At 67.1% G+C, this 18,409-nt stretch carries 16 protein-coding genes; 7 read left to right on the top strand and 9 right to left on the bottom strand.

Going from position 1 to position 18,409, the window contains the following annotated elements:
* Positions 1 to 1,743 (top strand): recombinase family protein, encoded by a 1,743-nt coding sequence (locus ACFYMO_RS17185; protein ID WP_388547170.1) that lies wholly within the window; start codon positions 1 to 3, stop codon positions 1,741 to 1,743.
* A gap of 71 nt (positions 1,744 to 1,814) precedes the next feature.
* Here the strand turns inward: ACFYMO_RS17185 and ACFYMO_RS17180 are convergent, their stop codons facing one another.
* The 6 genes from ACFYMO_RS17180 to ACFYMO_RS17155 all read right to left on the bottom strand — a co-directional run bounded on the left by ACFYMO_RS17180 (position 1,815) and on the right by ACFYMO_RS17155 (position 6,421).
* The gene (locus ACFYMO_RS17180) at positions 1,815 to 2,432 is read right to left on the bottom strand and encodes a hypothetical protein (RefSeq protein WP_388547167.1); all 618 of its coding nucleotides are present in this window, start codon (positions 2,430 to 2,432) and stop codon (positions 1,815 to 1,817) included.
* Positions 2,422 to 3,852, bottom strand: coding sequence for a replication initiator (locus ACFYMO_RS17175; protein WP_388547164.1), 1,431 nt, complete (start codon positions 3,850 to 3,852; stop codon positions 2,422 to 2,424). Before ACFYMO_RS17175 ends, ACFYMO_RS17180 begins: the two co-directional genes overlap by 11 nt.
* A 130-nt stretch (positions 3,853 to 3,982) precedes the next feature.
* Positions 3,983 to 4,162, bottom strand: a complete 180-nt coding sequence (locus ACFYMO_RS17170) for a hypothetical protein (RefSeq protein ID WP_388547161.1) — start codon at positions 4,160 to 4,162, stop codon at positions 3,983 to 3,985.
* The gene (locus tag ACFYMO_RS17165) at positions 4,159 to 5,520 is read right to left on the bottom strand and encodes an FtsK/SpoIIIE domain-containing protein (protein WP_388547158.1); all 1,362 of its coding nucleotides are present in this window, start codon (positions 5,518 to 5,520) and stop codon (positions 4,159 to 4,161) included. The genes ACFYMO_RS17170 and ACFYMO_RS17165 overlap by 4 nt, the downstream gene beginning before the upstream one ends.
* On the bottom strand, positions 5,517 to 5,984 hold the full coding sequence (locus ACFYMO_RS17160; RefSeq protein ID WP_388547155.1) for a hypothetical protein: 468 nt from the start codon (positions 5,982 to 5,984) through the stop codon (positions 5,517 to 5,519). Before ACFYMO_RS17160 ends, ACFYMO_RS17165 begins: the two co-directional genes overlap by 4 nt.
* Positions 5,984 to 6,421 (bottom strand): hypothetical protein, encoded by a 438-nt coding sequence (locus tag ACFYMO_RS17155; RefSeq protein ID WP_388547152.1) that lies wholly within the window; start codon positions 6,419 to 6,421, stop codon positions 5,984 to 5,986. The genes ACFYMO_RS17160 and ACFYMO_RS17155 overlap by 1 nt, the downstream gene beginning before the upstream one ends.
* 164 nt (positions 6,422 to 6,585) lie before the next feature.
* Here ACFYMO_RS17155 and ACFYMO_RS17150 point away from each other — a divergent pair, with 164 nt between their 5' ends.
* Complete coding sequence (locus tag ACFYMO_RS17150) at positions 6,586 to 7,383, top strand: GntR family transcriptional regulator (protein WP_019355285.1); 798 nt, start codon at positions 6,586 to 6,588, stop codon at positions 7,381 to 7,383.
* Between the two features lie 1,155 nt (positions 7,384 to 8,538).
* Here the strand turns inward: ACFYMO_RS17150 and ACFYMO_RS17145 are convergent.
* Both ACFYMO_RS17145 and ACFYMO_RS17140 read right to left on the bottom strand, forming a co-directional pair.
* The gene (locus ACFYMO_RS17145) at positions 8,539 to 8,925 is read right to left on the bottom strand and encodes a hypothetical protein (protein WP_388547149.1); all 387 of its coding nucleotides are present in this window, start codon (positions 8,923 to 8,925) and stop codon (positions 8,539 to 8,541) included.
* 31 nt (positions 8,926 to 8,956) lie between these two features.
* Positions 8,957 to 9,235, bottom strand: a complete 279-nt coding sequence (locus ACFYMO_RS17140) for an SH3 domain-containing protein (RefSeq protein WP_388547405.1) — start codon at positions 9,233 to 9,235, stop codon at positions 8,957 to 8,959.
* Positions 9,236 to 10,894: 1,659 nt separating this feature from the next.
* Between ACFYMO_RS17140 and ACFYMO_RS17135 the strand changes: the two genes are divergently transcribed.
* The 4 genes from ACFYMO_RS17135 (at position 10,895) to ACFYMO_RS17120 (ending at position 14,933) form a co-directional block, all read left to right on the top strand.
* Positions 10,895 to 11,740, top strand: coding sequence for a helix-turn-helix domain-containing protein (locus ACFYMO_RS17135; protein ID WP_388547146.1), 846 nt, complete (start codon positions 10,895 to 10,897; stop codon positions 11,738 to 11,740).
* On the top strand, positions 11,737 to 11,949 hold the full coding sequence (locus tag ACFYMO_RS17130; protein ID WP_388547143.1) for a DUF397 domain-containing protein: 213 nt from the start codon (positions 11,737 to 11,739) through the stop codon (positions 11,947 to 11,949). Before ACFYMO_RS17135 ends, ACFYMO_RS17130 begins: the two co-directional genes overlap by 4 nt.
* A 336-nt stretch (positions 11,950 to 12,285) precedes the next feature.
* Positions 12,286 to 13,302: an ArsA-related P-loop ATPase gene (locus ACFYMO_RS17125; RefSeq protein ID WP_366773347.1), complete on the top strand. Its 1,017-nt coding sequence runs from the start codon at positions 12,286 to 12,288 to the stop codon at positions 13,300 to 13,302.
* Between the two features lie 71 nt (positions 13,303 to 13,373).
* Positions 13,374 to 14,933 (top strand): ArsA-related P-loop ATPase, encoded by a 1,560-nt coding sequence (locus ACFYMO_RS17120; RefSeq protein ID WP_366773346.1) that lies wholly within the window; start codon positions 13,374 to 13,376, stop codon positions 14,931 to 14,933.
* A 192-nt stretch (positions 14,934 to 15,125) separates the two neighbouring features.
* On the opposite strand, the gene ACFYMO_RS17115 is transcribed toward ACFYMO_RS17120, so the two are convergent.
* Entirely contained in the window at positions 15,126 to 15,476 is a 351-nt protein-coding gene (locus tag ACFYMO_RS17115; protein WP_019355544.1) for a WhiB family transcriptional regulator, read from the bottom strand.
* A gap of 439 nt (positions 15,477 to 15,915) precedes the next feature.
* Between ACFYMO_RS17115 and ACFYMO_RS17110 the strand changes: the two genes are divergently transcribed.
* Positions 15,916 to 18,279 carry a transglycosylase domain-containing protein gene (locus ACFYMO_RS17110; RefSeq protein WP_366773345.1) on the top strand — a complete coding sequence of 788 codons (2,364 nt, stop codon included), beginning with the start codon at positions 15,916 to 15,918 and terminating at the stop codon, positions 18,277 to 18,279.
* Positions 18,280 to 18,409: the final 130 nt, after the last annotated feature.

Raw genomic sequence — 18,409 nt, 5'->3', positions numbered from 1 at the left:
ATGTCTCAGAAGGCAGTGAGCGGCATGACCATTCATGCAGCTAGCTACACACGCCAATCGGCCGCTCGTGACAACAGGAGCGAGGCTAGCCCGGCATCGCAGCGCGCTGCCAACAGGGCCCGGTTCGATCAGCTTCCGGGTGACACGGTGTGGTGCGGACACTACGAAGACATTGGCATATCTGCCTTCAACGGCGCCGCACGCCCCGAATTCGAAAAGCTTCTCAAAGACTGCCGCGCCGGTCACGTAAACATGGTGATCGTCTACTACGTTTCGCGACTTTCGAGAATGGAACCCCTAGATGCAATTCCGATTGTTACGGAATTGCTAAACCTGGGCGTCGTGATCGTCAGCGTCACCGAAGGGGAATTCCGCAAAGGAAACCTACTCGACCTAATCCACCTGATCATGCGCCTTGACGCAGCCTACCAAGAGAGCAAAAACAAAAGCGTTGCAGTAAAAGGTGCGGCGAAAGAAGCACGCAACTTGGGCGGATATGTTGGCGGAAAGGCACCGTACGGCCGGAAGCTCAGGCAGGATATTCGCTCAAACTCAGAGGGTCGCCCAGTTGCTGTGCAACTACTCGACACAGACGAAGACGAGGCACGAGTGATCCGGACTGTCTGGTCGATCATCAAGCGACACAACCATGTGCCCAGCGAAGCAGTAAAAGGCCGATCAGCTCCAGGCAGCGTCGGGAACATCGTTGCTCAGCTAAACCGTGAAGACGTCCCAACCCAAGGCGCATCCCGCCAAAAGCGCACCAAAAATGGTCAATGGCATATCGCTACTCTCGTCAGGATTCTTCGACACCCGCACATTGCAGGATTCCAAACGGAGCCGATTTATCAGCCTCAAAAGAAAAACCCAGAAAAGCTCAGGGTCGTCGGGAACAGGATTGTAAGAGATGAGAATGGATATCCAGTTAAGGCGTGGGAGCCTATCCTGGAACCCGCCGACTGGTTCGAACTTCAAGCGTGGCTGGACAAACGCCCCCAGAGGAAATGGGAAAATCGGTCCACAACTCTTTTGAGTGCCCAAGAAATTCTCTACTGCGAGTGTGGCCGCCCCATGGGAGGAGGCGCCGCAAAAAGACCGCGTGGAGGTACATATTCTTGCTCGCGTCAGCGAGGAGTGCAGCCCAAGAACGGCGAGCACACCGGAGGAGTATCAATCTCGCAGGAGTCACTAGACGAGTACATTGTCCGGCGCATCTTTGCAGTAATCCAGACCGCAGAAGCCGACCCGGAATCGCTCCAAATCATCAGGGCAGCAACCGCACTATACGGCGCGACGCAGGAATCACCCGAGCGAGCGCAAGAACGTACCACGCTAGTTGCGGAACGAGCCGACGCCGTTAGGGCTCTCGAAACGCTCTACGACATGCAAGCGTCGTACATGGGCAACGAAGTGGGCCGACGACGTTTCGCCGATGAGGTGGCCGCGCAGGAAGCCAGGATGGCAAGTGCAGAAGATCGCATCAGCGAACTCGCCTCCCTCGATTCTCCCGTCTTGCCAATCGGGGAATGGCTCAATTTGGAAGACCCCCAAGCAGACCCGATAGGCGTTGGCTCCTGGTGGCACGGAGCCAACCTTGCCGAGCGCAGGAGTCTGGTGTCTTGCTTCATTAAACGAGTCGTCGTCCGCAAGGCCCTTCCTCACGAGAAATCACGCGGGAAGAATGCACGATCGGAAGTTCGGGCGCGAACGGAAATCCACTGGGCCAGTGGAGCAGGCGAATAGCTTAAAATACAGGAGGACATAACACGAGAACTCCGAGAGCGACACACGTTCTCGGAGTTCTCGGGATACTGTCAATTGCCCAGCACTTCTATAACGGGTCGGGAGTAGGCAAGAGAAATACCTTCCCCTGATTCCAGCTCAACAATACCGATGGAGAGCCGACACAGAACATCCTTCCATCCCTCAGCGAGTGCCTCATCAAAAATTTTCGCTGATTCGAAAAATTCCCAGGAGTTCGAGCGAAACAGGAATATTCCGAGGTCCGGACGTTTTGCGAGCCGGAATTCAATCTCCGCACTCGGTTGCGGACCCTCCCCGCATTTTGCTTTCTCTTTCCGTTTCTCAATTTCGAGAGGGCACCCGCAGGCGCCACCACGACCTTGCGTCCGCCCCAAGAACACCGATCCGTCGCAATGGTGAATCACGCCGGAGGGGCCCCATTGCACCATTTCCAACCGGACGGAATTCGCATCATCTAGCGATACCAAGATCTCGGTGCATTGTGTCTCCACCCCCAATCCGTGAGAGGCCGTGGAGTTTGATCTTTCTGGTACGCCGCCTAGAATCTCACCAACCTTTCTCCCGATCTCCGCATCTCTCGCCGCTAGGTGCCATTTGGTCAGGGGTTCAGGGCGATTATTCCCCCGCCGCCCGGAGAGGAACAGTCCCGCATACTCTCTATGTGGCACGATTCCCCCCCTCAGCGCCGAGGTACTTACTCGAATCGCGTAGAGCAGATAGGTCCGCCGCAATACCGCGAGTGATTTCCGCTTCGCCGGGGGTGTGTCCGGAGCCGACGTATCGCCAGGCCGCTTCGGTATCGGTCCCGGTGTCGTCGGTCGTGCCGGTTTGGTGTGTGGTGCGTGCGGCTCGGAGGGTCCCGTATGTGGTGCTGTAGTGCCGGGATTTGGTGAGTGCGTGGCCCCGGTAGCCGAGGGTATGCGCCCACGCCCGCAGACGAAGGTGCGTCAGTTCTGCGAGGGTGCCCAGTCGCCAGCAGGTGACCATGAGTGCCCGGATGTGGGGAGTCACCGCAGCGAGGCGGATTTCTTCGTACTCCCGTACCCGGTGGTCGAGGCCGCCAGCGTCGCCTACCGATTTCGTGATGTATTTCGCCACGTACGCCGCAACGGCTGAATCGGTCACGGTGGCATCGGTGAATGCATCGCTTTGGATGCTGTGCACGTCGATCTCACGGCCCCACCTGATTACGTAGTCCCCGGTGGCGGGGGAATGCGCCGAGAACACGGCCACAGCGGCAGCAGCCGACCTCACAGCCTCGGTGAGAATTTCGATTTTTGCCCATGCCGGCCGAGGGGATTCCGGGCCGTGCGGGCCGTCCAGGCGCACGACCGCATGGAAGTGCACGGCGCCCCGCCGCTGGTATTCAGCAACTTTGGCGAAGGAGACGACCAGGTGTTCCCGCAGGCGCGTTTGTGCGATGCCCCCGGCCGAGGCCAGGTGGCGCCGCACGGTGTGCACCCATCGGTTCCACAGCCGTCCCGCGTGCGCGTGCCAGAGCACATGGCCGATGTAGTCGTAACAGGCCCGGCACAGCGGCTGTCCGGCTGCCGCATCCTGCGGTCCGTGCTGCTGGCGGCAGTCGAGCCGGTACCCGTGCTCACAGGCGATGCCGTCGCGTCGGGGGCGGCAGAGAACGCCGTCTTCGGTCACCCGGTGAACCGGGCCGAAGCTGGGGGCCGTCAGGGTCACGAACACCCGCGGGGAGAGGCGCACGTGCTCCGGGACGCCCTTGCCGCCGGAGAGGCCCGCTCGCACCAGGTGGAAGGTGTCGCCCGCGTGGAGGCGTGAGCACGGCTCGCAGCGCGAAGCCCGGCGGTTGCGGCAGCGGACCGGCATCCGGCCGCCGGGTTCGTTCTGTGTCGAGTAGTGCCGCAGGATTTCACCGCTGGAACTGTCCCGGGTGGTGCTGTGGCCCGCCAGGTAAACGGGGTGTTCGCACCCGCCCGTGGTGCGGATCTGTTCCAGCCAGCGGGGAAATCCCGGCTCATGTGCGAGCCGGATAATGTCGCGTTCGGTCGGTGTAAGACGACGCAGGCGCTCAGCCCCTTCCAGGACTGAGCGCCGCGTTTCATCGGTCGGGTACATGCGGCGGTCCCCTTTCGCGAGGTTCCGGGATCAGGTGGCTCATTTCGATGTCTCCGAATTCAGTGAGAGCGGCAGAAGCGCCTATACGAGGCAAGAGAGTGGGATGAAAGGTCAGAATCCTTGGGGTCTGTCAGGGAATGAACATCTTGAGGATGTAGTGCACCGGCCAGCCGAGTTGCGTGTATGCCAGCAGGAATCCCGCAAGGGAGATGAGCACCACTTGGTAGGACTTGATTTCCCGTGACCGGGCCATCATGACCGCGAAAAGCCACAGGAATGCATCGGCTACCCAAATGCTGTGTTCGCTCATGCGTTTCCCTCCTTTCGTTCGGTTGCTTCCGCCAGGGCGGAAATCTCAGGGGTGACGGGCGCGTGAATGCGCATCCGGGATTCGATCTGGTCGGCGGAGAGGAGCGTCGAGCGGGCGCGGGTCCACCGGCCGCCGGTCGAGATCACCGCGACGCCCTGTTCGTGGTCACCGATGGTTTGGGTGACCGTGACCGCGTCCGGGCTGACATCCCCCAGCGTCATCTCGGCGGTAGCGGCATCGTGGGCCCGGTGCGCGACCCGGCCGCCGAGCTGCGAGCGCAGTGCCGTTACCCGGGGGCCGAGGTCGGAGCCGACGCGTTGTCCGGCTGCCACCAGGTGCACGCCCAGCGCCGCCCCGAGCTGCGCCAGCCGGAGTAGCAGCGTGCCGCACTCTTCGGCTTCGTCGCGCCCCTGCCGTGAGCCGTCCGTGAGGTACAGCTCTGCCAGCTCATCCACCAGGACGACCACAGGCACCGGCCGGGCGCATTCGGGCAGGTCCCACACCGACCGCGTGCCCGCTTCACGGCACAGGGCCATGCGGTCGCGGATCTCCCGCAGGAGCCGACCCAGCAGCCGGACAGCATCCGGCCGGGTGGTGGCCAGCGCCGTCAACCGGGGCCCGAGCAGGCCCAGTTCCACACCGCCTTTGAGGTCGATGCCGACCAGGGCCACCGGTTGGGGTGCCAGCCCGTAGGCCAGCGCCGCCAGCAGCGAGGACTTCCCCGATTGGGTGGCTCCCGTGACCAGCCAGTGCGGCGTACGCCGGAAGTTGATCACCCAGGGGTCGCCGTCTTCCCTCGCGCCGACAGGCACGGCCAGCAGGCGCGAGGTGCGGGGAGCCGAGGCCGACAGCGCGCCGGTCAGCGGGTCCTGTGCGCTGACGGTCAGCAGCACGCGCCCCCGCTCGGGAGAGGTGACCCGGACCGAGTGCACCCGCCAGGCGTGTTCCATGGCTTGTGTCGCGGTCAGGAACGGTGTCGGGGTCTGCCCGGGGTGCAGGATCACCCGCACCCGCACCCCGGTCGCGGTCGGCAGGGGCAGACTCAGCCGAGGAGGACGAGGCCGCAGCGCCGTCCCCTGCACCACCGACCGCCCCAGCACTTGCTGGTGTGATCCCCAGCTCACGGCGAGCCCGTTGAGCGAGCAGACGCGCCGCCAGGACCACATGATCCGCACCGCGAGTACCGGATAGCCCAGCAGGAACCAGCGCCAGGGCCACCGCTCCGGGCGCACCCGTTTCATGGCGTCCGGCAGACGAGCAGCCACCCGAGGCGCACGCGCCTCCCACCAGCGCTGAGTCAGAAGGGCCACGATGAGCCCGGCCGAGATCAGCCACACCGCCAGGGTGATACCCGTCATGTGTCACCCTCCCCCGGTTCTGTCCGGCTCTCGGGTGCTGTCTGGTCGAGCACCCGCAAGGCGCGGTCAGCCGCAGCCCAGGAATGACGAACCGTCAGACGCAGCAGGTCGCGGATGCCGGCCACGTCGTCGGTCACCGTCAGAAGCGCCTCAGCACCGCCCAGCGCCCGCAGATCCCGCAGCAGCCGCCAGTACTCGGCACCAGCGCCGCCGATCACATCCCGCGCCGTCTCCTCCCCGCTCTCCGTCTCCTCCCGCAGCGCCGAGGCGATGTTGACGGTCGCGGTGTCGTTCACCGCCCGCACGCAATGCCCCTCGCAGGCGAAGACCTGGCTCCCGTTCTGCGAGCGGCCCACGGGCACCGAGGCCGCTTCCCCCGCCACGAATTCGGACCCGCAGACCACACATGCGAGGCCGTCAGCCTGTACGGCCGTCAACGGCCACATCGGGATGTCCTCCGGCATCAGGACTCACCCCCCTTGCGGGCACCCGCCGAGCCGGACGAGGACGAAGCCGAAGCCGTCGAGGAGGACGAGGCGGACGCCACCGACGAGGACGAGGAGGGGGCCGCCGCCTGCCCGGAGCCACCGGCCGACGCCGGAGCGATGGCAGCGGCACGGAAGGACACTCCCGACCGGCCGTCCACCGCCCAGTCGTTCGCCCACAGGTCCGTGACCGTGACCGCCTCTCCCTCCAGGACCCCCAGCGGCTCAGTCGAGGTCACGACGTGGATCACGTCCGCCCGACGAGCTTCGACCTGACGCACCATCAGCCCGGTGGTCCACTGCGGATTGCCCTCACGGTCCCGCCTCACTTCCCCGTCCGGGGTCGTGCGCGGCTCGGGGGCGATGGCGCACCGCACCGTGCCCAGGCGCGCGAGATCGATCGGTTTCTGCTGCATACGTACTCACCTCTCTTGGTCGCCACTCATGCACTTATCCGAATGAGTGGGACGATGAGCATAAGCCGCCTACACCGAGGGCGGTCAACCACTTATCCTGATGAGCACAACCCGCTTCCCGCGTGGCGGGAGAAGACCAGGCGTCATCCCAGGAGGAGAGAGCCATGCCAGCGCAGCAGCGCATCCAGCGCCCGGCACCGATGTATATGCAGGTGGCGCGCGAGGTGGCGCGCGAGATCGAGTCCGGCACCTACAAGCCGGGGGACGTGCTCCCGTCCGAAGCTCAGATGGTGGATGCGTTCGGAGTCGGCAAAGCGACCGTGCGGCAGGCTGTCGCGGAGCTGCGCGCCATGGGCTTGGTCGATGTGCGGCAGGGGAAAGGCAGCATCGTGCGCGGCCCCGCCCTCCAGGGCCATCCGATGGACCGAGGGATCTACCGCAGGAGCGCCCGCTCCGGCCCCAGGTGGGAGGTGCCCCAGCCCCCGGAGGTCGAGGAGCCCAGCATTTCCCGGGTGGTGCTGGACGGGACCACCGCCGCACTCTTGGACCAGGCCGACCAGGACGCCCTGAGTGTCGAGCGGCTGCTACGGGACCCGGATACGGACGTGCGCACCGCGCACCGCACCCTCATCCCTCTGTCCGTCGCCGCCGAGGTCCCCGCACTGGCCGACGCACCCGACGCGCCCACCGCCGCACTCTTCGAGCATCTGGCCGCCGCAGGCCACACGCTCACGTGGGCCGAGCACGTCAGCGCCCGCATCCCGCTACCCGACGAACGCGCCACCCTGCGACTCCCCGACGCCTCCCCGCTTCTGATCACCCACCGCGTCACCTACGGCGACCAGCGCCGCCCCCTGCTGTGCGAGGAGCTGCGCGCCCCGGCCGCCGGGGTCCGACTCGTCTTCCCGGTCCAGGCTGCCAAGGCCCCGGCCAACAAGCCCGCTCGCGCGAAATCGGCGTAACTCTTCTCTACTTGCTCAAGGGGCGCGCCTACGGCGCGCCCGGGGGCGCCCAGCCGCCCCGGTCGGGCATGCGGCCTTCGGCCGGTCCCGACCGGTCGGCAGACGCCCCCGGACTGCCGAACCGCTCCCCAACGCACGAAGAAGCCCCGCGGATTTCGCGGGGCTTCCTGGCGTCCGGCACCAGGACCAAAATTTCCCGGACGCGCCGGCCGACGCCGACCACCCCCGCACGCAGCAGGCCACGGCCGCCAGCGGACGCGACGCGACCAGCGCGCCACCGTCAGGGATCTACTTGCCCAGCGTGGTACCAGGGGCGCTACAGCGCGCCCCTGGACCCCGCCCGCGCGGCAAGTCCTCAAGCGCGAATGCGGGCATCATCGGGGCTTGGACCCGTGCGCGCTTGAGAACATGCCGCCTCTGCTCATCTGCCGCTGTACGAGTGGCCAGGCCGACCCCGCCCCACCGTCACCGCCCGCACGTCCGGGCATGCCGCTCCGCCTCAGCCTCCGGGATGCCCAGGCCGGTGATCGGATAGTGACGACGACAGCCATCACACCAAACCCGCTCCCCACGCCGATCCCGAGTCATCCAGACCCGGGACCCCTCCCGCGTACGCCACGCATCACGCATGCTCTCTCCCCTCCCGTTCATCTGCCTCAGCTTGCCCGGTCTCCGAGGTCATCGAGCAGACACGCCAGGCGGCGGACGCAATCCGGCCGCAGCCACACCACAGCCTCTCCCCGAGGCCCCGTGTGCGGCACAGCACCTACGGCCGCACCCGCCGCCGACGCCGAGGCATTCAGCGCTTCGGCCGCATCGTGCGCCGCCTGCCAGGCCCCCACGTAATCCACGTCCGGCAGCCACGTGCAGTCCTCAACATCGCTACTGCCTCTGCTGAATGAGTCCCCCGAAATCACTTCGCTATCCCCTCCCATCGCTCCCGTGGCAGTCCCCCCGTACCGGTCCGGACCAACCGCGAAGGTCATCATCTGATCACGCATAGCGACGAAAGGCATATGCCTAACCGAACGAACTTCCGCAACAGACATCACATCTGTACCGGAGCGTGACCCCGATGTGATCTTGCACGTGCAGGGGTAAGTACACGCCAAGCGGCCCCCTCCCGCGCACGGCAGGAGGGGGCCGCACCGCATCTCAGCAGCCCGGAGGCATATCCACGGTGATCTCAGGCACCGGCCACGGCAGCGCGTAGCGCGAGAACACCCACCCCTGAGTGCCCGCAGGCAGACCGCCCGCACTTCCCTCGCTCAACTCGACATGCGCCCAACGGCCGTGACACTCCGTCACCACCAAGCCGTCAGCCAAATAGAGCTGTCCCGTGGCATCTTGCCCGGATTCCGGTCCGCGCCGCAGCCGCACCCCGTCACCGAGCACCGCCGATTCCAGCGTCGTCGGAACCGGCTCCACCACCGGAGAGGAAGGCTCCACCAGCGGGTAGGAGGGGACGCCGGTCGCCGGGGAATCGGCAGCCGCCGCCGAGGAGGCCCCCAGTTCCACAGCCGCGAAGGCGACCACCGCCACGACGCCCAGCCGACGCACACCGGGGGCCCGATCAGTAGTTCCGCACGACATAGGCGTCACTCACCCACCCCTGCGTTCCGTGCGGCAGCCAGCCCGCCGCATCACTGGTCACCTGCACCTGGTTCCACGTCTGACCCCCCACGGTGGCGGTAGTCAGGATCACCACCTCTTGCCCCCGGTAGAGCATCCCCCGCGCCGGATGGCTCGTTCCCGGACCGGACCGCACCCGCAGCCCATCCACCCGGGAAGTCACCGTCCCCGGGTGGTACCAGGAGTCACCCGCACCCCCCGATCCGTCCGGAAGCGGCATAGCCGACGCCGACACCGCCCCCACCGTTCCCAGACCCAGCACCGCCGCAGCCGAGACCACCACAGCCCGCAGACCCGTACGCATATCCATCTCACTGCCTCTCAGCTAGAACTCGACAAGCGCCACCGCCCACGCGATGACCACTCATCCGAATGAGTACAGCCTCAGCCCACCCGGCGGCACAGGTCAACCACTTATCCGAATGAGTGGTCCGACGAGGAACGCCAGGACCAGGACGCCGACGAGCACCAGGACCACGGACACGAAACGGCCCCGCCCACCCTCAGAGGTGGACAGGGCCGTAACCCGCGCCTACCGGGTTCCCCAGCGCGCCCAGTCCCAGCTATGCGGCTCCCGATGCCCGAGGAAGAGATAGCAAATGTCTTCCCCGTTCGCGGATTTCTCCCCGCAGTCACGCATAACTTGAAGGCGCGCCAAATTCCGGCGCCACTTCATCCAGACCGCATACCCTTCCCCCAACTCCCGCACCATCGTGTAATGCGAACCACGGTGACCGCCGAGGAGATTACAGGCCCCTTGGTCCTGCACTTCCCGGTCAGCGTCCCAGCCACCTTCCACCTCCAGGGCCACCGCAATCATGTCCGTACCGAGACGCGCAGGCTCCATGCACGAATTCCGCACCCGCCCGGTAGCTATCTGATACTCAAGCACCGCCACACTGAAAAGCGGGTCCTCCAGCACGCGCCGCAGCGCAGACCCAGGATCTACCGCAGCCCGGTACAGCTCCTCATCCGAATACGGGTTCCCCCACCCGTCGAGACTGCCGCTCACCCCACGCGCCCCGGAGCCAGCCCCAGGACGAAGCCGCAGGCCACACTCACCGTCACCAGCATGATCGGCCCCGCATACGCCGACACCGAATGTAAAAGCCGCCTCATTGCAATTCACCTCTCTCTTACTCGACTTGGCTATTCGTCCACGTCGGGGTGCGCTCTTTCGGAATGCGACTGCCACTGACGCGCCGCCCAGAAAAGCAGCTCATCCCGCCGCCTCCCTGGCAGCATCCGCGAATACCCCGCATACGTAGTCGCCGCGTGCTCACAACCCACGCACCCGACTACGACCGGAGGCCGAACAAAGCCCCCATCGAAATCCGACTCACGCATCACTATCCCGCAATCGAGGCGTAGATCAGGCTCCCGCACCCGACGCAGAAAGCACCATCCGGCCGCCGATTCAATCGAGGGTGATCACACACCAGTTCCACCTCGGACAGCGGGTGGCACCGCTCAATCCCGCCGCCCAGAGGGCGAACAAAAGCCGTCTCCTGGGGACCGTCTGACGCCAGCACGTCCTGTGTAGCCATGAGCGTTAAGAGTTGGTCCGCTGTCACCCCCGCAACCCGGACGGTGACCCCAACCTGTAGTTCCTGCACCCGTACTCCCTGATCACGGTGAGCACTGTCACGCACCCGCACCCGGGCAGGGCAATCCCCCAACAGGCAGGGGAAGACTGCCGTTTGCTAGCTACGTCTTGCCAGCATCAGCATGAAGGTTGACGGTTCCGTGTGGCAAGTAGTCGACACGTACTGGCGAATTTGCCAACTCAGCGCTGAGGGGTGATCCGCTGTGACAGCATGTAGCGGTCGGCGGTGCGCCGGCCGATCACCCGCAGGAGCAGAGGGGAACGAGGCGAGCAGTGGCCATACCAACCGTCAGGCGTCGACGACTTGGGGTCGAACTCCGGCAGCTCCGTGAAGCGTCAGATCTGACGCTCGAACAGGTCGAGGAGCAAACGGGGCTCAGCGTGTCGAAGCTCTCCCGCATTGAGTCAGCCACCAGAGGGGCGCGCCCTGCGGATGTCGACAGCCTGATGAACCTCTACGGAGTGCAAGACGACTCTCTGCGCTCTTTTCTTGCGCTGCTGGCCCGCGATGGCGCCAAACGCGGCTGGTGGCAGACGTACGACTTGGAACCGGTATACGCGGACTTCATCAGCTTGGAGTCGGACGCCGTCTCGGTGAGCGCGTATGAGTCGCTGCTCATCCCCGGGCTCCTACAGACCGCCGCGTACGCGCGAGCGGCAGTCAGCGCACTCGGCATGACCACCACCACAGACCATGTGAACGCCCTGGTCGAAGTCCGCATTGCGCGCCAAGCCGTTCTGACGCGCCCGAGCCCGTTGAAGTTCCGAGCCATCATTCATGAGGCCGCCCTCATGTCGTCAGCGTCAGGCACATCTGTGATGCGTGATCAGCTCCAACGACTCTTGGACGTTGCCGAGTATCCGCACGTGACGATTCAGGTACTCCCGTGCGCTGCACAGCTCAACCCCGGCGCCGCAGGCGCGTTTACCGTCCTGGGGTTCGGACAGCCGAATATGAACGTTGCCCTACTCGAACAGCTCGACAGCAGCTTGTACGTAGAGGAACCTTCCGAGGTGGGACGATACGTAGAGGCGTTCGAGCGGATCACGGCCGCAGCCTTGCCGTTCGATCAGTCACTATCTGTGATCTCTAAACATAAGGAAGCAGCAACGCCGTGAGTGCCATCCATGATGTCTCTGTGATCACTGCGCTTCAGTGGCGCAAGTCCAGCTACAGCGGAGCGAACAGCAACTGTGTCGAGGTTGCCGACTGCTCTCCCCATGCCATCCCCGTCCGTGACAGCAAGAACCCCGGCGGCCCCGCACTAGTCATTGGGCCGGAGGCTTACACCGTGTTCATCAGCGCTGTTCGAGCCGGACGGCTGTAGGCGATTGACCAGCTAGCCAGTCCGCGCCCCCGTGGGTCCCTGTTGCCGTCTCAGGCACAGGGACCCACGCACGTACGACCTCAACCAGTGGTGCCGCCCCGGGGACCAACGCTGTACTATGGCCCGGTAAGTAACAACACCGTCGAGTATTCCCACTTCGTCATGGGGAGACCCTAACGAACGCCGGCGCCGGGGAAACCGCCGCGAGCACCCTGTTCCGGGACGCGCTGCCGCGCGGTCCCCGGGCCGGGCCACGACCGGCACCGGCGCCCGGTTCCCGGGGTCGCCGGCGACCGGTCTCGCCGGAGCCGCAGGCAACGAATTAGGCTCCCAGCCGTGAGCAGGCTCCACGTAGTGACCGGCAAGGGCGGGACCGGCAAGACGACGGTCGCCGCCGCGCTCGCGCTGGCGCTGGCGCAGGACGGGCGGCGCACGCTGCTCGTCGAGGTGGAAGGGCGCCAGGGCATCGCGCAGCTCTTCGAGACGGAACCGCTGCCGTACGAGGAGCGCAAGATCGCCGTCTCGCACGGCAGCGGCGAGGTGTACGCACTGGCGATCGACGCCGAGCGGGCGCTGCTCGACTACCTCCAGATGTTCTACAAGCTCGGCAGCGCCGGGCGCGCGCTCAAGAGGCTGGGCGCCGTCGACTTCGCGACCACCATCGCGCCCGGGCTGCGCGATGTGCTGCTGACCGGGAAGGCGTGCGAGGCGGTACGCCGCACGGACCGGCAGCAGCGGCCCGTCTACGACGCCGTGGTGATGGACGCACCGCCCACCGGCCGCATCGCGCGCTTCCTCGGCGTCAACGAGGAGGTGGCCGGACTCGCCAAGGTCGGCCCCGTGCACAACCAGGCGCAGGGCGTCATGCGGCTGCTGAAGTCGCCGGACACGGCTGTGCACCTGGTCACGCTGCTGGAGGAGATGCCGGTCCAGGAAACGGTCGACGGCATCGCCGAACTCCGGTCCGCGGGACTGCCCGCCTCTTCGGTGCTGGTCAACATGGTGCGTCCCCGGCTGCCGGGCGAGGAGCAGGTGGGGACGGCGCGGGGACGCACGGACGAGCTGGCCCGCGCCTTCGCCCGCGCGGGGCTCGGGGGCGAGCCCCGACTCGGGGACGAGCACCGCACAGGGCTCGCCGAGCAGCTCGTGGCGCCGCTGCTGGAGCAGGGCAGGGAGCACGCCGAACGCGTCGAGCTGGAACGCGGGCTGCGGGCCGAGCTGTCCGCACAGGGGCTGCCGGTGCGGGAGCTGGGCCTGCTCAGTCAGGGCGTCGAGCTGGCGGGTCTGTACGGCCTCGCCCGCTCCCTGCACAGCCAGTGGCGGACCACCGGGACGGACGGCACGCACCCGTGAGCCCCGGGCACCCCGAGCCGCCGCAGCCCCCCGTGCCACCACCCGCGACCTCCGGGGAAGGAGAGGCCTCCATGGCCATGCCGCTGGACGCCGCCGCGCTGGACCTCGACCCGCTGCTGGACGATCCGACGACCAGGATCGTCGTCTGCTGCGGCTCCGGAGGAGTCGGCAAGACCACCACGGCCGCCGCCCTGGGCGTACGAGCGGCCGAGCGCGGCCGCCGGACCGTCGTCCTGACCATCGACCCCGCCCGGCGGCTCGCCCAGTCCATGGGCCTGTCCGAGCTGGACAACACCCCGCGCGAGGTGCCCGGCGTCGACCGCACGGCGGGCGGCGAACTGCACGCCATGATGCTCGACATGAAGCGCACGTTCGACGAGATCGTCGAGACGCACGCCGACCCCGACCGCGCGAAGGCCATCCTGGAAAACCCCTTCTACCAGTCGCTCTCCACCGGCTTCGCCGGGACGCAGGAGTACATGGCGATGGAGAAGCTCGGACAGCTCCGCGCGGGCGACGAATGGGACCTGATCGTCGTGGACACCCCGCCGTCCCGGTCGGCTCTGGACTTCCTGGACGCGCCCAAGCGCCTCGGATCGTTCCTGGACGGGAAGTTCATCAAGCTGATGATGGCGCCCGCACGGGTCGGTGGCCGGGCCGGGATGAAGGTCGTGAACCTCGGCATGGCCGGACTCTCGCTCTTCACGGGCGCCCTCGACAAGCTCCTGGGCGCCGGCCTGCTGCGGGACGTGCAGACCTTCGTGGCCGCCATGGACACCATGTTCGGCGGCTTCCGCACCCGCGCGGACGCCACCTACCGGCTGCTCCAGGCCCCCGGAACCGCCTTTCTCGTCGTGGCGGCGCCGGAGCGGGACGCGCTACGCGAGGCGTCGTACTTCGTGGAGCGGCTGTCCGCGGACCGGATGCCGCTGGCCGGGCTGGTGCTCAACCGGGTGCACGACAGCCGCGCGTCCTGGCTGAGCACCGAGCGGGCCCTCGCGGCTGCGGAAAATCTCGAGGACGGCGGCATTGTGGATCGCGAACGGGGGAAGGGTCTGCATCGCGGCGCTCCACCGTCCGATCCGGCGGAACCCGAGGACGGCTCCCCCGCCTCCCCGATCCCAGGCACAGCCGGATCCGTCACCGCGCTGGAGACGAACGACCGACACCGGACGGCGCGGACCGGGGCCCAGCAGACCGGCACGCGGCGGGCCGGAACCGCGGAGCGAGCGGTCCCCGACGCGCGGTCGGCCGCGGATCAGCCGTCGAGCGACGCACACCCGCACCAGAACGCGGGTCCGGAGAGCACAGGTGACGAGCACACGGGCCACGAGGTCGGGGATCGCGACGGCGCCCCGGAGGAGGACCACGCGGTGGACGACGAGCTCGCCGTGCTGGCAGCGGGACTGCTGCGGCTGCACGCCGACCGGATGCGGCTGCTGGAGCGCGAGCAGCGCACACGCGACCGCTTCACGGCGGTGCATCCGGACGTGCCGGTGGCCGAGGTGACCGCACTGCCCGGAGACGTGCACGACCTGGACGGCCTGCGCACCATCGGCACCCGTCTCGCCCACCAGCGCGAACGCGCTGACGCGGCCGGAGCCGAAGCGTCCGGCGCCGCAGCGGACTGACGCGACGGACCGGCGGAACGTATCCGCCGGCCGACATGAGCCGACCGGCACGGACAGCCCCGCCGCGGCCGGACCCGGACGGACGAGCCGACCGAGGCCGACGCCCCGAGCCGGGCGTCCGAAGCCGGACCGTCCGAAGCCGACCCGGGCGGATCGCCCGGGTGCGCGGCGCAGGACCGTTCCTCCTGGTGGTCAGCCCACCGCTGCGTACCGTTCGTGCTCCTCCGCCTCGAGCTCCACGTCGACCGGCAGCAGCACGCCGGTGCTGCGCTCGTACTCGGAGCGCGCCGTCTCCAGCAGGCGCCGCCAGGAGGTGACCGTGGGGCGTCGGCGCAGCAGAGCTCTGCGCTCGCGCTCGGTCATTCCTCCCCAGACGCCGAATTCCACGCGGTTGTCCAAAGCGTCGGCAAGACATTCCGTGCGAACCGGACACCCTGTGCACACGGCCTTCGCGCGGTTCTGCGCGGCGCCCTGCACGAACAGTTCGTCCGGATCCGTAGAGCGACAGGCGGCCTGCGCGCTCCAGTCTGTTACCCAGCTCATTGCCGGTGCCGTCCTCTCCCGAATCGAGGCTCCCCCACGGCGGCGAACGGCATATTCACCGTTGCCAGTTGAGGACGTTACGGAAGAGCACACAGCACGCAACACCCCCTTCGGGCCCAATCTTGGATGGCCCGAACGGACTATGCGTGCGCAGGACATCACCCAACGGAGTGACCTGGGGCACTGCGGCGGACACACGAGCGAAGAGCAGGTCCGGGACGCCGCCCGACGCGCTGCGCCGCAGGGGCGCAGAAGGGACGTACGCGAAGGGAAGGGAGAGGGGGATGGGTGAGGAACGAGGGAAAGCAGAGGGACGTGAGGTGACGCGAGGTGTCAGAGTGACAGCGATCCCAGCGTAGGTGCCCCGCACGGCCCTGTCCGGCGTTTGCCACGCTTCCCCACCGGTGCCGCGCCGCCGACGCGTCGTACGCTTCTACCCATGGCTAAGAAGCGCGCGGGCAGCGGAGTCAGCAAGCCCCAGCAGATCGCCAAGTTCGTCGGGGTGAGTGTGCTGGCGGGGATGGTGATGGCCGGGCTCGCGCTGCCCGCCGTCGGAACACTCGGACTGGCCACGAAGGGCACCGTGGAGGGCTTCGACGAGCTTCCGGTGAACCTCAAGCGCCCGCCGCTCAGCCAGCGCACCACGATCCTCGACAACGAGGGCGGCGAGATCGCCAAGGTCTACTCCCGCGACCGCACGGTCGTCGACCTGAAGGACATCTCGCCGTACCTGCGCAAGGCGATCGTCGACATCGAGGACGCGCGCTTCTACCAGCACGGCGCCGTCGACCTCAAAGGCGTCCTGCGGGCACTGAACCGCAACGCGCAGTCCGGCCAGGTCTCCCAGGGTGCCTCCACGCTCACCCAGCAGTACGTCAAGAACGTCTTCGTCGAGGAGGCCGGGAACGACGCACAGAAAGTCGCCCAGGCCACCAAGCAGACGATCGGGCGCAAGATCAAAGAGCTGAAGTACGCGATCCAGGTCGAGGAGGAGCTCGGCAAGAAGAAGATCCTGGAGAACTACCTCAACATCACCTTCTTCGGCCAGCAGGCATACGGCGTCGAGGCGGCGGCGCAACGATACTTCTCGCTGTCCGCCAAGGAGCTGAACCTCGAGCAGTCGGCGCTGCTGGCGGGCATCGTCCAGTCGCCGTCCCGGTACGACCCGATCGTCAACGAGGACGAGGCGCTCAAGCGGCGCAACACCGTGCTCGACAAGATGGCCGTGCACCACGACATCACCCGCGAGCAGGCCGAGACCGCCAAGGAGAAGCCCCTCGGGCTGGACGTCAGCAGCCCCAAGAACGGCTGCATCACCGCCACCATGGGCGCGGGCTTCTTCTGCGACTACGTGCGCCAGGTCTTCCTGACCGACGAATCGTTCGGCAAGACCCGCAAGGAGCGCGCCAAGCGCTGGAACCGCGGCGGCCTCACGATCAGGACCACGCTCGACCCGAAGGCCCAGAAGTCGGTCCAGAAGTCGATCAAGTCCCATGTGAACCAGTCGGACAAGGTCGCTACCGCGGCGACGATAGTGCAGCCCGGCACCGGCAAGATCCTGGGCATGGGACAGTCCCGCCCCTACGGCTTCAAGCCCAAGGAGAACGAGACCCAGATAAACCTCTCGGTCGACAGCTCCATGGGCGGCGGCGCCGGATACCAGCCGGGATCCACGTTCAAGCCCGTGATCGCCGCCGCCGCGCTGGACGGGGGCATCAGCCCCTACAAGTCCTACCCCTCGCCCTACCGCATGCAGTACCCCTCCCCGGTCGACACCTGCAACGGCAAATGGCGCGGCAAGGCACCGGTCGAGAACGAGAACAGCACCGAGGTCGGCCCCTACCGGATGAAGGAGGCGACCGCGAAGTCGGTCAACACCTACTTCGTCTCCCTGATAGAGGAGACCGGGATCTGCCCGGTGACGAAGATGGCGAAGAAGATGGGCATCGAACGGGCCGACGGCAAGAAGATCGACCAGGTCCCGTCGATCTCGCTCGGCACCCAGGAGATGTCGCCGCTGACCATGGCCGAGGGCTACGCCACCTTCGCCAACCGCGGCGTGCACTGCACCCCGGTCGCCATCGAGTCGATCACCGACGCGCAGGGCGAGAAGCTGGACGTGCCCAAGACCTCGTGCAAGCGTGCGATGAAGACGAAGACCGCCGACACCGTCAACTCGCTGCTGCGCGGCGTGGTCGAGGACGGCACCGGCAAGAAGGCCGGACTGGACGGCCGCGACAGCGCCGGCAAGACCGGCACCACCGACCAGCGGTACGCCGCCTGGTTCGTCGGCTACACCCCGAACATGTCCGGCGCCGTCTGGGTCGGCGACCCGGCCCACCGCACGCGGATGGTCGACATCACCATCGGCGGTGTCCCGCACGCCAAGGTCTTCGGCGGCGAGGTCCCCGGACCCATCTGGCGGGACGCGATGGCCGGTGCGCTGGCCGGCGAGTCCGCACCCGACTTCCACCACGTACCGATCCGGGACGGCGGCAAGAAGCACCGCACCCCCAAGCCGCCCTCCCCACCGCAGCCGGACGACAACGGCAGCGACAACAAGCCCCGGAACCCGTGGCCGGACATCACCGTCCCGCCGAACCTGATCGGCGGCGGTGACGCCAACGGCGGCGGCAACGGAGGCAACGGCGGCGGCATCGGCGGGCCCGGCGGCGACACCGGCGACGTCGGAGGCGGCGGCCTCCCGGGCGGCAACGGCAACGGAGGCGGCGGCGCTGACGGCGGCGGTGGAGCCGCCGACGGAGGCGGCGGCTGGGACGCGGGAGCGGGCGGCTTCCCGTAGCCGCGGGGTTCCGGTACGGGACGCGGGTCCGCGGGGTTCCGGTACGGGACGCGGGTCCGCGGGGTTCCGGTACGGGACGCGGGTCCGCGGGGTTCCGGTACGGGACGCGGGTCCGCGGGGTTCCGGTACG

It is taken from the genome of Streptomyces sp. NPDC007025 (genome assembly GCF_042869455.1).
GTDB lineage: Bacteria > Actinomycetota > Actinomycetes > Streptomycetales > Streptomycetaceae > Streptomyces.
This window is presented reverse-complemented; position numbering and strand designations above follow the sequence as displayed.